This window comes from Arcobacter sp. ISO1 (assembly GCF_058105185.1).
Genome location: NZ_CM176573.1, coordinates 971,018 through 985,227 on the forward strand (window position 1 = coordinate 971,018; position 14,210 = coordinate 985,227).

General features: G+C 30.8%; 13 protein-coding genes. 7 read left to right on the forward strand and 6 right to left on the reverse strand.

What is annotated here, in order from left to right; genetic code table 11:
• Positions 1 to 7: 7 nt before the first annotated feature.
• From galT to AC2TY9_RS04945, 7 genes are all read left to right on the forward strand, one after another.
• Positions 8 to 1,006: a galactose-1-phosphate uridylyltransferase gene (gene galT / locus AC2TY9_RS04915; RefSeq protein ID WP_489779815.1), complete on the forward strand. Its 999-nt coding sequence runs from the start codon at positions 8 to 10 to the stop codon at positions 1,004 to 1,006.
• The gene (locus AC2TY9_RS04920) at positions 1,003 to 2,430 is read left to right on the forward strand and encodes a glycogen synthase (protein WP_489779816.1); all 1,428 of its coding nucleotides are present in this window, start codon (positions 1,003 to 1,005) and stop codon (positions 2,428 to 2,430) included. The genes galT and AC2TY9_RS04920 overlap by 4 nt, the downstream gene beginning before the upstream one ends.
• A 16-nt stretch (positions 2,431 to 2,446) precedes the next feature.
• Entirely contained in the window at positions 2,447 to 4,087 is a 1,641-nt protein-coding gene (glgP, locus tag AC2TY9_RS04925; RefSeq protein WP_489779817.1) for an alpha-glucan family phosphorylase, read from the forward strand.
• A 22-nt stretch (positions 4,088 to 4,109) separates the two neighbouring features.
• The gene (pgm, locus tag AC2TY9_RS04930) at positions 4,110 to 5,726 is read left to right on the forward strand and encodes a phosphoglucomutase (alpha-D-glucose-1,6-bisphosphate-dependent) (protein ID WP_489779818.1); all 1,617 of its coding nucleotides are present in this window, start codon (positions 4,110 to 4,112) and stop codon (positions 5,724 to 5,726) included.
• Positions 5,727 to 5,792: 66 nt separating this feature from the next.
• On the forward strand, positions 5,793 to 6,428 hold the full coding sequence (locus AC2TY9_RS04935; RefSeq protein WP_489779819.1) for a DUF4912 domain-containing protein: 636 nt from the start codon (positions 5,793 to 5,795) through the stop codon (positions 6,426 to 6,428).
• A gap of 54 nt (positions 6,429 to 6,482) precedes the next feature.
• Positions 6,483 to 8,069, forward strand: coding sequence for a glycoside hydrolase family 57 protein (locus AC2TY9_RS04940; protein WP_489779820.1), 1,587 nt, complete (start codon positions 6,483 to 6,485; stop codon positions 8,067 to 8,069).
• Between the two features lie 75 nt (positions 8,070 to 8,144).
• The gene (locus AC2TY9_RS04945) at positions 8,145 to 8,990 is read left to right on the forward strand and encodes an FIG domain-containing protein (protein WP_489779821.1); all 846 of its coding nucleotides are present in this window, start codon (positions 8,145 to 8,147) and stop codon (positions 8,988 to 8,990) included.
• Between the two features lie 5 nt (positions 8,991 to 8,995).
• Here the strand turns inward: AC2TY9_RS04945 and AC2TY9_RS04950 are convergent, their stop codons facing one another.
• The 6 genes from AC2TY9_RS04950 to hoxE are packed head-to-tail and all read right to left on the reverse strand — an operon-like array spanning position 8,996 to position 14,204.
• Positions 8,996 to 9,415: a hydrogenase maturation protease gene (locus tag AC2TY9_RS04950; RefSeq protein ID WP_489779822.1), complete on the reverse strand. Its 420-nt coding sequence runs from the start codon at positions 9,413 to 9,415 to the stop codon at positions 8,996 to 8,998.
• Between the two features lie 8 nt (positions 9,416 to 9,423).
• Positions 9,424 to 10,854 (reverse strand): Ni/Fe hydrogenase subunit alpha, encoded by a 1,431-nt coding sequence (locus AC2TY9_RS04955; protein WP_489779823.1) that lies wholly within the window; start codon positions 10,852 to 10,854, stop codon positions 9,424 to 9,426.
• Positions 10,855 to 10,863: 9 nt separating this feature from the next.
• Positions 10,864 to 11,400, reverse strand: a complete 537-nt coding sequence (locus AC2TY9_RS04960) for an NADH-quinone oxidoreductase subunit B family protein (protein ID WP_489779824.1) — start codon at positions 11,398 to 11,400, stop codon at positions 10,864 to 10,866.
• Complete coding sequence (gene hoxU, locus AC2TY9_RS04965; protein WP_489779825.1) at positions 11,397 to 12,116, reverse strand: bidirectional hydrogenase complex protein HoxU; 720 nt, start codon at positions 12,114 to 12,116, stop codon at positions 11,397 to 11,399. Before hoxU ends, AC2TY9_RS04960 begins: the two co-directional genes overlap by 4 nt.
• Positions 12,109 to 13,728, reverse strand: a complete 1,620-nt coding sequence (locus AC2TY9_RS04970; protein ID WP_489779826.1) for a NuoF family protein — start codon at positions 13,726 to 13,728, stop codon at positions 12,109 to 12,111. Before AC2TY9_RS04970 ends, hoxU begins: the two co-directional genes overlap by 8 nt.
• Positions 13,722 to 14,204 carry a bidirectional hydrogenase complex protein HoxE gene (hoxE, locus tag AC2TY9_RS04975; protein WP_489779827.1) on the reverse strand — a complete coding sequence of 161 codons (483 nt, stop codon included), beginning with the start codon at positions 14,202 to 14,204 and terminating at the stop codon, positions 13,722 to 13,724. The genes AC2TY9_RS04970 and hoxE overlap by 7 nt, the downstream gene beginning before the upstream one ends.
• Between the last annotated feature and the right edge of the window lie 6 nt (positions 14,205 to 14,210).

The window sequence follows — 14,210 nt, forward strand, 5'->3', positions numbered from 1 at the left end:
AGTAATGGTGTCAAATTTTAGATATTGCAAATTAACAAGAGAATGGACACTTTTTGCCCCTGAAAGATTAAAAAGGCCAAGTGATTTACACAATAAAAAAGATGTTTATCTTGGTGAAATTATTCATGAAAGATGTCCCTTTGATATGGGGAAAGAGGAGTTTACTCCAAATGAGATTACAAGAATATCACAGGATGGAAAATGGCAATGTAGGGTTGTTCCTAATTTATACAATGCACTTTCTATTGATGTGGCACCAAAATCTTCTAGGGAGAGTTTTTTTGAAACATATTCTGGCTTTGGAGCCCACGAAGTAGTTGTTGAAACCCCAAATCATTATAAGCAGATTTGGGATTTTGATTATAATGATTTTTTAAATTACTTTACAATTATAAAAGAAAGAGCAGTTAATCTTAAAAGGGATGATAGATTTGCTTATCTTTCAGTATTTAAAAATTATGGGAAAGATGCTGGGGCTTCAATGTCACATTCCCACTCTCAAATTATGGCTTTGCCTTTTCTTCCAAAAAGAATTAAAGAAGAGATAGCTTATAAAAAAGAGTATTATGAGGAACATAAAAGAGCTTTGATGGATGATATTGTTTATGAAGAGCTAAACCACCAAAAAAACATAATTGCTCAAAATAGTGAATTTGTATTATTTTGTCCTTATGCTTCTAAATTTGCCTTTGAAGCAAAAATTGTTTCTAAGAAAAAACTATCTTCTATAACAGAGTTTAGTAAAACTGATTTAAGTGCTTTATGTGATATTACAAAAGAGTTTTATACAAAGTTCCATAAATCATTAGGGGAAGTTTCTTTTAATATGATAATTAAAAATGCACCATATAAAGAGTATGATGAGAACACAAAAGAGTATTTTAGATTTTATATAGAGATAAAACCTAGAATTTACAAGCAAGCAGGATTTGAATTGGATAGTGAAATGAATATAAATGTCATGCTTCCAGAAGATGCTGCCAAAATTTATAAGGAGAGCAAATGAGTATTCTTTTTGCAGCAAGTGAAATATTTCCCTATGCAAAAACTGGTGGTTTAGCTGATGTAGGTCATGCTTTACCAGAAGCTTTAAGAAATGAAGGGGAAAGAGTTTACTCTATTATGCCTTTGTATAATCAAATAGACAGAGATAAATTTAATATAGTTTTTAGTGGATTAACATTTGATTATTGGTTAGCTGGAGTTAGACATCAATTTGATGTTTTTCATAAAAAAGACTCAAAAGATGAGCTATTTATTTATAATCCAATTTTATGTGATAGATTAGGTTTATACCATGATGAATTTGGGGATTTTGGAGACAATGCTTTAAGGTTTGGTCTTTTTTCTTATTCAATTTTAGAAGTTATAATCAGATTAAAATTAGACATACATGCAATCCATGTAAATGATTGGCAAACTGCCCTTGTTCCAATGCTTGCAAAAACTAGATATAACTTAAATATTAAAACAGTTCTAACAATTCATAATCTTGCATATCAAGGTATTTTTGGAAAAGATGTTATGAATCAACTTGAATTTGATTGGGATACATGTTTTAAATTTAATGGTTTAGAATATTATGATGCAGTTAATTTTTTAAAAGCTGGTATCTATTTTAGTGATAAAGTTACAACTGTTAGTAATACCTATGCACAAGAGATTCAAACTCTAAGCTTTGGAAATGGTTTAGATGAAACTTTAAGAAACAATAGTTATAAGTTAAAAGGGATTGTAAATGGAATTAGCACAGAAGTGTTTAATCCCAAAAAAGATGAATATATAGAAAAAAACTTCTCTTTCAAAAGTTATAAGGGAAAGAAAAAAAATAAAGAAGCCCTTTGTAAAGAGTTAGGCTTGATTGAAGATTCAAAACCTTTATTTATTTTTATTGGAAGATTTACTTCTCAAAAAGGTGTTGATTTAATTTTAGATGCAATGGAACTTTTTGCAAGTTATGAAGCAAATTTTGTTATTCTAGGAAGTGGTGAAGACTCTTATAATCAGGCCTTTAGAAGTTTAATTGATAGATATAAAAATATAAAAATTAAAATTGGTTATGATGAAGGTTTTGGAAGAAAATTATATGCAAGTGCAGATTATTTATTAATGCCTTCTATTTTTGAGCCATGCGGGCTTAATCAAATGATTTCAATGCAATATGGTGTTTTACCAATTGTAGCTAAAACAGGGGGCTTAAAAGATACAGTTGTAGATTTTACTGATGTAAATAACCTAGAAGAGTTGAGTTTAGGTGTTGGAATAACATTTGATGAACACAATCTATTTTGGTTTAATCATGCGATTGCAAAAGCTTTATCTTTATATTCAAATAAAGATAAATTTGAAAATATTTCTAAACATAATATGCAAGTTGATAATTCGTGGAAAAACTCTGCACATGAATATATAAGTCTATATAAAAAATAAAAAGGAAAAATTTAATATGAGTTATTTACATAGTTATGAAATTGATAAAAAATATTCAAAATCGGTTGCTTATTTCTCAATGGAATTTGCAATTCATCAAGCTTTAAAAATCTACTCTGGGGGACTTGGTTTCTTAGCTGGTTCACATATGAGAAGTGCCTATGATTTAAAACAAAATGTTGTTGGAATAGGTATGCTTTGGAGTTATGGTTATTATGATCAAGGTAGAGATGAAGACAGATATTTAAAAGTTGAATTTAGAAGAAAAAGATATTATTTTTTAGAAGATTTAAATGTATCAGTAACTGTTGATATAAATGGGAAACCTGTTATAGTAAAAGCTTATTTAGTACCAAGTGAACTTTTTAATTCTGCACCACTTATTTTACTTTCAACTGATGTAGAGGGAAATGATTACTTATCAAGAACTATTACCCATAAACTTTATGACCAAAATAATGAAACTAGAGTTGCTCAAGAGATAGTTTTAGGTATTGGTGGAGCAAAAATCTTAGAAGCTTTAAAATATGACCCAGAGATTTATCATATGAATGAGGGACATTCTTTACCAATGGCATTTGAATTATTTAATAGATTTAAAGATGCAAGGGAAGTTAAAAAACGACTTGTTTTTACAACACATACTCCTGAAACAGCAGGAAATGAAGAACACGATATTCATATGCTTGATAGAATGGGATTTTTTGCAGGTTCTCAATTACATGAAGTTAGAGGTGTAACAGGGATAGAAGGAGATAGATTTTCTTTAACTGTAGGCGCTTTAAAAATGGCAAAAATTGCTAATGGAGTTTCAAAAATCCACGGAGAAGTTGCAAATGAGATGTGGAAAGATGTTGAGGGAAAATGTGAAATTATTCCAATAACAAATGCCCAAAATAGAAGGTATTGGAGTGATAAAACTCTAATGAAAGCTTTAGATGAACATGAAGACTTTGAACTTGATGCAAGAAAAAAACATTTAAAGAAAATGCTTTTTGTTGAAGTTGCCAACCAAACAGGAAAAATGTTTGACCCAGATGTTTTAACTATTGTTTGGGCAAGAAGATTTGCAGAATATAAAAGACCAGGTCTTTTAAAACATGATTTACAAAGATTTGAAAATCTAATTAAAAACCAAAAACATCCAGTTCAAATTATTTGGGCAGGAAAACCTTATCCATTTGATAACTTAGCAATTAATATTTTTAATGACTTAAATTATATGGCGAGGTCTTATAAAAATGTAGCTATTTTAGTTGGATATGAATTAGACCTTTCAATGAAGTTAAAAAAAGGTTGTGATGTTTGGCTGAATAATCCAAGAGTTACTAGAGAAGCTAGTGGTACAAGTGGAATGAGTGCAGCTATGAATGGTACAGTTAATTTATCTATTGCTGATGGTTGGCACCCAGAGTTTTGTAAAGAAGGAGTTAACTCATTTACAATTAATACTGAAGGTAGTGATCTTCCAATTGAAGAGCAAGATAGACTTGATAATAAAAATTTAATGGATATATTAGAAGAGAAAATATTACCTATGTATTACGAAGATAGGAAACAATGGATTGAAATAATGAAAAATTCAATGAATGATGTTATACCAGCATTTGAATCTGGACGAATGGCAAATGAATATTACGAAAAAATGTATAGATAAAAATTAATTATAGGGAGAATAAATGGGATTACATGAATTTGCAGGGAAAAAGGCACCAAAATCAATTTTGGAAAATATACCACAACTAATAAGTGATTATTATACGAAAGTTCCAGATGTAGAAAATGAAGCTCATATGGTGAGTTTTGGAACATCAGGGCATAGGGGTTGTGCTTCTAAGAATAGTTTTAATGAAGAGCATATTATGGCAATGGCTCAAGCTGTTGCTGAGTTTCATAAGCAAAAAGGTCATTCTAAACTTTTTGTGGGAATGGATACTCATGCTTTATCAACGCCAGCTCATAGAACAACACTTGAGGTTTTAGCTGCAAATGGAATTAAAACATATTATGCTAAAAATTTTGGTTACACACCAACTCCTGTAATATCTCATGCAATTTTAAACCATAAAAACTCTGATGGAATTGTAATAACACCATCACATAATCCTCCAAGTGACGGGGGATTTAAATATAATTTTAGTGATGGAGGACCTGCTGATGAGTCTATTACAAAAGTTATTGAGGCAAGGGCAAATGAGATTTTAAAGAATGATTTAGAAGATGTAAAATTAATGGATTTGGATAGTGCCTTAGAATCAGGATTTTTATTTGAATACGATTTTGTAACTCCTTATGTAGATGATTTAGTAAATGTTATTGATATGGATGTGATAAAAGAGGCAAATTTAAAAATTGGTGCAGATGCTATGGGTGGTTCAGGAATGGCCTATTACACTGCAATAAAAGAAAAATATGATTTAAATATTGAAGTGTTTAATGATACGCCTGATTTTACATTTTCATTTATGTGTTGTGACAAAGATGGGAAGATTAGAATGGACTGCTCTTCACCATATGCAATGGCAGGATTAATTGAATTAAAAGAGGATTTTGATATTGCCTTTGGAAATGATACGGATTTTGATAGACATGGGATTGTTACAAAAAGCAAAGGGCTTTTAAATCCAAATCATTATCTATCTGTTGCAATTGATTATCTATCTAAAAATAGAGAATTTGATGGGCTTGGTGTAGGGAAAACACTAGTTAGCTCATCAATGATTGATAGAGTTGTAAAAGATAATGGTAAAAAAGTATTTGAAACACCAGTTGGCTTTAAGTGGTTTGTTAAACCATTAAGTTCAAAAGAAGTATTTTTTGGTGGAGAAGAGAGTGCGGGAGCTTCATTTTTAAGAAAAAATGCTCAACCTTGGAGTACAGATAAAGATGGTATTATTTTAAATCTTCTAGCGGTTGAAATTTTAGCAAAAACAAAAAAAGACCCAGGACTTTATTATGATGATTTAATTGAAAGGTTCGGAGAGCCAGTATATGGAAGATTAGATGCAGTTGCAAATAGCAATCAGAAAAAAGCACTTAAAAATTTAAAACCTGAAGATATAAAAGCTGATACTTTAGCTGGTGAAAAAATTGAATCAATCTTAACAAAAGCAGATAATGGCGCTGCAATAGGTGGACTTAAAGTAAGTGCACAAAATGGTTGGTTTGCAATTAGACCTAGTGGTACTGAAGATATTTATAAAATATATGGGGAAAGTTTTAAAGGAAGTGAACACTTAAAACAAATACAAGTTGAAGCACAAGAGATAGTAAATAATATATTTGATAATATTTAAACAGTGTTATTACAAATTTGTAACATTTTTATAATATAATATTAGCAAAAATCAATGGGGAAAGAGATGAATCCAAAAGCAGATGATTTAGTAAAAGAGAGTATGAAATTAGAAGATGATTTTTCTAGTTCATCACATGTTATCGATACTCTTGTAGAAGAGGGAGAACCAGTTGTTCAAGAGTATAAGATTCCAGATAGATACAATAAAGACACACTAAGAATCTTGATGGTAAATACCCAAAAGTATTTTGTATATTGGGAAGTTAGTGATGAGACATTGACAAAAAACAACATTGACTTAGGTAAAGATAAACTCTATTTTAAAATTTATGATACAAACAATCAAGAACTTTATAGTTTTGAATCTTCATTTGCATTAGGCAAATATTATGTAAAAAGACCTTTTGAGAACATGAATGTCTATGTAAAAGTTGGTTTAACAAAAGAGGATGATTTTGTTGAATTAATTACTTCAAATACAGTTCATACTTTCTCTTCAAAGGTAAACTTACCAAGCAGTGAAGATGAGGTTTGGATTAGAAAAAAAATGGGATGGACAGAAGTTATTAGAAGTACTATTGAACATTCACATCAGGGTGTGTCTTCTGCAAAATATGTTGAAGAGATGGAAAAGATTAGACATTTTATAGATGAGATTGAGGAAAAACAAAATTTTAGCTCTTCATCAATTGTAAAATAAAAGATTGATAACTAAACCCTAAGAGAAATTGGGGTAAAAAATTAAGGGAAAGACATGGTTAAAGGATATTGGGTACCTGTATTACACTCACATTTACCGTTTGTAAAACATCCACAGTATGAAAATTTTTTAGAGGAACATTGGCTTTTTGAAGCTATAACTGAGTGTTATATTCCTTTATTGAAAAGATTAAAAAAATTAGATGATGATGGTGTAAATTTTAAACTTACCACTTCTGTTACCCCACCTCTTGCGGAGATGTTAGCGGATTCACATCTTATGGGTAAATATAAAGCTTTTTTAGATAAAAATATAGAACTTGGAGAAAAAGAGATTGAAAGAACAAAGGGCGATGGACATTTTGGACCATTAGCTAATTTTTACAGAGATTTATTTATTGAAACTAAAGAGTTTTTTGAAGGTTTCTTAGAAGGAAATGTTCTAAATGGATATAAATATTTTTATAATAAAGGTTCCTTAGAAGTTATAACTTGTGGTGCAACACATGGATATCTACCAATTTTGAGTGTAAATATACATGCAGTGAGAACACAAATAGAGATTGCAGTTCAATCCCATGAGAAACATTTTGGACGAAAACCCAAAGGGATTTGGTTACCTGAATGTGCCTATTATGATGGTTTGGATGAAATACTAAATGAAAAAGGTATAAGATTTTTTATTGTTGATTCCCATGCTTTAACTTATGGAAGACCAACTTCTGTAAATGGAGTTTATACTCCAACATATACACCAAGCTCTTGTGCAGCATTTGGTAGAGATGCACAATCATCAAAACAAGTTTGGAGTTCAAAAGAGGGATATCCTGGAGATCCTAACTATAGAGATTTTTATAGAGATATAGGTTATGACCTTGATTTTGATTATATTAAGCCTTATATCAATCCAGATGGTGTTAGAGTATTTACAGGTTTTAAATATCACAAGATTACGGGAACTACAGATTATAAAGAAGCATATAATCCATGGGTAGCTCAAGATAGAACAAAGCAACATGCTGAAAATTTCCACTGGCATAGAGAAAAACAATTTGACCATTTAGGTTCACTTATGGATAGAACACCAATGGTTGTTTCACCTTATGATGCAGAGCTTTTTGGTCATTGGTGGTTTGAAGGTCCAGAATTTTTAGCAAATATGTTTAGAGAAATAGATAAACATAAGGTTATGAAAGCTGTAACTCCAATTGAATATCTAAATATGTATCCGAAAAATCAAGTTGTAAATCCTAATCCTTCTTCTTGGGGAGATAAAGGGTATTATGATGTTTGGCTAAATGAAGGAAATGATTGGATATATAGACATCTTCATGAAATGGCTGATGTTTTAGAGGAAAAAGCACGGGAATATTTCCATACAAATGATGATGATATCTCGAGAGTTTTAACTCAAATGTTAAGGGAATTATTATTGGCTCAAAGTAGTGACTGGGCATTTTTAATGACAACAGCAACTGCAACAGAGTATAGTGAAAGCAGAACTAAAGAGCATATATTCAACTTTAATGAATTACTTGGTATGATAAATAATAACAATATTGATTTTGAATTATTAGATAAATTGGAGTATAAAAACTCAATTTTTGATTTTATCAATTTTAGAACATTTATTACAAGTTAATAAAGCTTAATACTTTTATTAATAAGTAAAAGATAACCGTCCATGTAAAATGGGACAATTTTTTAGGATAATTAGATGATAGCTATTTTTAATGCAATTACAAATATTGCAGAAGATATTGAAAAAAATGTATTTGTTGATTGTGATAGATTTATTTCAAATGGATTAACTGACAAAGAGATGAACGAGCAGGTTCGATCTTATTGTGCGGACGTTATTGAAAGAGAGTTTAGAAGAACAAAATCTATTCATTCTTTTATTGGAAGACAACACAAAAATTTAAAAGTAAATAATGAAAATGGAAAATACAAAGTAAGTTATGTGTCAATTGATAATATTGATTTATTAGATGTAAACTTTTCCTTGGGTTCAATCTTTGGTATTTATGAAAAACAAATGGATGCTTTTCACCTAAAAGCAGCAATTTATGTAACATATGGACCAACTTTCCAATTAGTTTTTGCTTCTAAAATGGATGGAGTTCAATACTTTTCATTTGAAGATGGTGAGTTCATTGAACAAGATAACTTGACTTTAGAAAAAGTTGGGAAAATAAACTCAACTGCTGGTTTAGTTCCTGAATGGACACCTGAACATAGAGAACTTGTTGATGGCTTTTTTAATAAAGGTTATAGATTAAGATTTTCAGACTCATTATGTTTAGATACTCACCAAATTTTATTTAAAAAAGGTGGATTATATTCTTCTCCCGCAAGTAAATCTTTTCCAGAAGGAAAACTATTTACTGTTTTTGAAGCTTTTCCTATTGCTTATATAATTGAGCAAGCAGGTGGTAGAGCAATTAATAAAAAAGGTCGTATCTTAGATATGACAACTACAGATATAAATGCAACAACACCAATTTATTTTGGTTCAAGAGAAGAGATTCAAATAGTTGAAGACTCATTTCTAAACAGTTAACTTTCTTAGTTAACTGTTTTTAAAAACTGCACAACTTCCTTTATAGATTTTTCATAATTTTTCTCGTCAATTATTTCATTAAAACTATTTGTAAACATAGAATAAAGCTCATATTCTGGTTTAGTATTATAAAGTCTTTCTAAAATCATTAAAATTGTTCTAATACTAATATGATGACTTAATTGGTCATGTTTATATTCTTTAAGATTACAAGCTAAAGAGTAGTTATTTCTATCACTATAAGTTGCATCAATAAAAATCAATCTTGTAGCTTCTTTTAACTCAAGACTTAACTCTGGTGTTAATTGAAAGGTAGAAATCAATTTAGTATCAGGTAAATTATAGTTTTGCAATCTTTTTATTACATCAATTCCAAAACCATCTTCACCCCTTAAATCATTTCCAAAACCTACAATTATTGTCATTTTCTGATTTATCCTCTTTTTATCGTTTCAATGATATTTTTCTTTTCATCTCTAATTTCAATCGTTGAAGATACAATCCCTTGAGCATGAGTAGAACAACTAAGACATGGATCAAAACATCTAATAACAGCTTCAACTCTATTAAGTGCTCCCTCTTTTATATCATTTCCATCTAAAAAAGTTTGGGCAACTTGTTTAACCCCTGCATTCATTGCTAGGTTATTGTTCCCTGTTGCAATGATTAGATTAACACCTGTAATTATCCCATTATCATCACTTTGGTAATCATGGAATAATGTTCCCCTTGGAGCTTCGGAACATCCAACACCTTGGTTCCTATTGATGTTTGCATGGGCTCTAATTTGAGTATCAAGTGTTTGAGGTTCATTTAATAGTTGTTCAATTCTTTCAATTCCATAGATAATTTCAATTAATCTTGCATAGTGGTAATAAAAAGTATTAAGTACCGGTTTACCATTATTTATATTTTTAAACTTTTCAAATTCAATATCAGCAAGAGGAGTTCCACAAGCATTTGCGATATTAAGTCTAGCAAGAGGACCTACTCTATACATACCATTTGGGTATCCAAGTGGTTTATAATATGGAGATTTTAAATAACTATCCTCTTCAACTGCTTCACCAATGTAATCTTTATAAAATCTTGGATCAATTCCATCTTCTAAGATATTTCCTTGACTATCTATAAATCTTAAAAACCCATCATAGTGTTCAAGATTACCTTTTTTGTTTACTAATCCCATAAATAGTGATGGGAAGTTTGCGAAAGAATCAATCTCTTTTTGAAATTTATGTAGATTTCCAGTGAAATACTTTAAGGCTGTTTGAGCAATCTCTAAAGCTTCTGGAATTGAAGCTAAAATTGAATCTTTTGTTTCGACACTTATTTCGTGACTAACACCACCTGGAACAATCCATGTTGGATGTATTCTTTTCCCCCCAAGTGTTTCGATTATTTTTTGACCGAAAGCTCTTAATTTTATTCCATCTTTTGCCATTTGAGGATGGGTTTGCATAAGCTTAAAAATATTTCTATCTTCAGGAGCTGCATCAAAACCAAATACAAAATCAGGAGAACTTAAATGATAAAAATTTAAAGCGTGTGATTGAATGATTTGAGCAAGGTTTATTATTCTTCTTAAGTTTCTCCCTGCTTTTGGAGGTCTTACGGCTAATAGATTATCACAGGCTTTTGAAGATGAAATTGCATGACTCACTGGGCAAATTCCACATGTTCGTGCAGTTAGTCCTGGCATCTCAGAATATGGTCTTCCTTCACACATTTTTTCAAAGCCTCTATATTGAGTTACATGTAATCTCGCATCCTCAACATTTTTATTTTCATCTAAATCAATAGTGATTTTTGCATGTCCTTCTATTCTTGTTACTGGACTAATTACAATTTTTTCTTTTCCCATAAATCTCTCCTATAAGCCAAATCTTGTATATTTACTAACATCAACTTCAACACCTTCAATAAGACCTTTTAACACTGCATAAATTGCATCTGCTGGAGTTGGACAGCCAGGAACAAAATAATCAACATCTATAGCTTCATTAAGAGGAATAACCTTGTCTAAAAGTTTTGGAATTATCTTATCTGGATATTTACCTTTATTAAAATCAGCTAGGTCAAAATACCCTTTTTCTAAAACTGCCTCTGTTCCTGCTAGGTTTTTTAACGCAGATACATTTCCTGTAATTGCACAATCTCCTAATGCTAAGATTTTTTTAGAATTTTTTCTAATCTCTTTTATAACTTTAATATCATGGTCTGTACTTAAAGCCCCTTCAACTATGAATAAATCAAGTTCATTGGGAATCTCTTTTGCATCAACATAAGGAGAATAAACTACATCCATATATTGAGATAATTCAACAATTCTTTCATCCATGTCTAAAAAAGACATATGGCAACCAGAACAACCATCAAGCCAAACTGTTCCTACTTTTATCTTTTTCATCTATTTTCCCTCATTTGAATTAGGTTTGTTACAATATTTTTCTTTTTGACCATCTCTGTTGAACTTACACCCTTTTCAAATAATGATCCAGTTGGACATACCTGAACACATTTTCCACAAGAAGTACAGCTTTCACTATCTGCCCATGGTTCATCCATATCATGAATAATCTTAGCATCAATTCCTCGACCAAAGATATCTAAAGCATGGGCACCTTCAACTTCGTCACAAACTCTAACACATCTAGTGCATAAGATACATCTATTTGGGTCATAAACATAATCTTTATGGGATGCATCAATTTCAAAGTTTTTATTAATATATGGAACATGTGAGTGTTCAAGTCCAAGTTCTATTGCTTGATCTTGTAGTTCACAATGACCATTTGATACACAAACACTACAAGTGTGAGTTCTTTCTGCAAATATCATAGATAAAACCATTTTTCTATGGCTTTCAAGCTTTGGAGAGTTTGTAATAACTTCCATTCCTTCTTTTATTTTTGAAGTACATGCAGGAATTAGTTTATCACTTCCTTTTACTTCTACTAAGCACATTCTACAAGACCCAACGGCACTTAAACCTTTCATATAACACAAAGTTGGTATTTTAATATCATGTTCAGTTGCTACTTCAAGTATTGAAGAGTTTGATTTTCCTGTTACATCAATATCGTTTATTTTAAAGGTTTTTACTCTAACTTTTTCTTTAATCATTTATTATCCCTTCTAAATACTCTTCTTCAAAATATTTTATTGTACTAAGTACTGGATTTGGTGCTGTTTGTCCAAGTCCACAAAGACTTGTATCCTGAACAACTGCACACATATTTTTTAATAATTCATAATCACTTTTTGTTGCTTTTTTAGCAATAAATTTATCAAGTAATTGTGTTAATTCTAAAGTCCCAACTCTACATGGAACACATTTCCCGCAAGATTCACTTTGACAAAAATCCATAAAAAACCTAGCTACTTCAACCATATTTGAACTATCATCCATAACTATAAGTCCACCACTTCCCATGATTGAACCTATCTCTTTTAAAGATTCATAATCAACTGGTGTATCAAGTAACTCAATTGGAATACAACCACCACTTGGCCCTCCTGTTTGAATAGCTTTTAGATTTGTTCCTTCAGGTAATCCTCCTCCTACTTCAAAAATAAGTTCTCTTAGTGTTATCCCCATAGGAACTTCAACCAATCCAGTATTTTTAATATGTCCGGTTAAGGCAAATACTTTTGTTCCTGGAGATTTTTCGGTTCCGAAAGATTTAAACCATTCTCCACCATTTCTAATAATAGGAGCTATATTTGCAAAGGTTTCAACGTTGTTTAAGATTGTTGGAGATTTCCATAGACCATAATCACTTAAGTGTGGTGGCTTTTGTCTAGGGTTCCCACGATTTCCTTCAATTGATGTAACAAGGGCTGTTGCTTCTCCACAAACAAAGGCTCCTCCACCAAGTCTAACTTCTAAATCAAAGCTAAAACCACTATCAGCAATCTGAGTTCCTAAAATTCCTTTTCGTCTAGCTTGTTTGATTGCTTTATTGAGTTTTTGAACAGCAATTGGATATTCAGCTCTTACATAAATATAACCTTTTGTCGCACCACATGCATATCCTGCTAATGCCATACCCTCTATTATTTTATGTGGATCTGCTTCCATTATTGCTCTATCCATAAAGGCACCTGGGTCACCTTCATCTCCATTACAAACTATATACTTTTGATCTGCATCTACTTTTGCAACGGAATCCCATTTTAATCCTGTTGGGTAACCACCACCACCTCTACCTCGAAGTCCTGAAAGTTTTATTTCATTGATTACTTTTTGAGGACTCATATCATCTAAAGCTTTGTAAAATGCTTGATACCCATCATATGCAATATAATCATCAATATCATCTGGGTCTACTATTCCTGCATTTTCCAAAACAATTTTTTCTTGTCTTGTAAAAAATGGTTTAGATGTATCACATTTTTTTTCTTCTATTGGAGTTTCATTATTTAAAGTATCAATAAAATCTTTTGTATTTGAACTATCAATAAAACTATAAATAGATTCTCTTTCACCTACTTTGTGATAATGGGCAACCATAATAGCTTCAGAGCAAAGTCCATTACATCCTACACCTTTTACTTTACATCTTTTATCAAGGTTACTTTCTTTAACTTCTTTTTTTAAATCTTTTAATAGGTCATTTGCATTTAGTGCTGCACATGAACTTCCTATACAAACTCTTAGTTCCTCGTGTGAATTTCTTTTTAAATCTCTTTTCTCACTTGCAAGTTCAATTAATTCTTCTAATGAGTTTAACATGTTACTACCTCCTGTGCTTCTTCAATAGATTGTTCAATATTTAAATGTCCTATTGCTTTATTGTCATAAATTGCTATGGGAGCTAAAGAACATGAACCAACACATCTTGCACTTATAAGGGAAAGTAAACCATCTTTTGTTGTTTCCCCTGCTTTTATATTAAATTTATTTTCTAGTTTTGCTAGAATTTTACTTGCATCTTTAATATAACATGCAGTTCCCATACAAACTACAATTGTATGCTTTCCTTTTGGTTTAAGTCTAAAAAAATGATAAAAAGTTGCAACTCCATAAACTTTTGAATATGGAAGTTTTAGTCTTCTGGCTATAAATTTTAGAGTTTCATTTTCTAAGTAGCCAAAAGTTTCTTGTGCCGTATGTAGTGTTTCAATTAATGCACTTCTATCATAACTAAGTCGTTTCATTGTTTTTTCAACCATTTTATAGCGGTCATCATTTGGAATAGTAGCAAGCAAGTTTTA

Excerpts from the sequence above, each read along its gene's own strand:
- AC2TY9_RS04955 (WP_489779823.1), bottom strand. The coding sequence starts at position 10,854 with ATGGGAAAAGAAAAAATTGTAATTAGTCCAGTAACAAGAATAGAAGGA.
- AC2TY9_RS04940 (WP_489779820.1), top strand. The coding sequence starts at position 6,483 with ATGGTTAAAGGATATTGGGTACCTGTATTACACTCACATTTACCGTTT.
- AC2TY9_RS04970 (WP_489779826.1), bottom strand. The coding sequence starts at position 13,728 with ATGTTAAACTCATTAGAAGAATTAATTGAACTTGCAAGTGAGAAAAGA.
- hoxU (WP_489779825.1), bottom strand. The coding sequence starts at position 12,116 with ATGATTAAAGAAAAAGTTAGAGTAAAAACCTTTAAAATAAACGATATT.
- AC2TY9_RS04935 (WP_489779819.1), top strand. The coding sequence starts at position 5,793 with ATGAATCCAAAAGCAGATGATTTAGTAAAAGAGAGTATGAAATTAGAA.
- AC2TY9_RS04920 (WP_489779816.1), top strand. The coding sequence starts at position 1,003 with ATGAGTATTCTTTTTGCAGCAAGTGAAATATTTCCCTATGCAAAAACT.
- AC2TY9_RS04950 (WP_489779822.1), bottom strand. The coding sequence starts at position 9,415 with ATGACAATAATTGTAGGTTTTGGAAATGATTTAAGGGGTGAAGATGGT.
- glgP (WP_489779817.1), top strand. The coding sequence starts at position 2,447 with ATGAGTTATTTACATAGTTATGAAATTGATAAAAAATATTCAAAATCG.
- pgm (WP_489779818.1), top strand. The coding sequence starts at position 4,110 with ATGGGATTACATGAATTTGCAGGGAAAAAGGCACCAAAATCAATTTTG.
- AC2TY9_RS04960 (WP_489779824.1), bottom strand. The coding sequence starts at position 11,400 with ATGAAAAAGATAAAAGTAGGAACAGTTTGGCTTGATGGTTGTTCTGGT.
- AC2TY9_RS04945 (WP_489779821.1), top strand. The coding sequence starts at position 8,145 with ATGATAGCTATTTTTAATGCAATTACAAATATTGCAGAAGATATTGAA.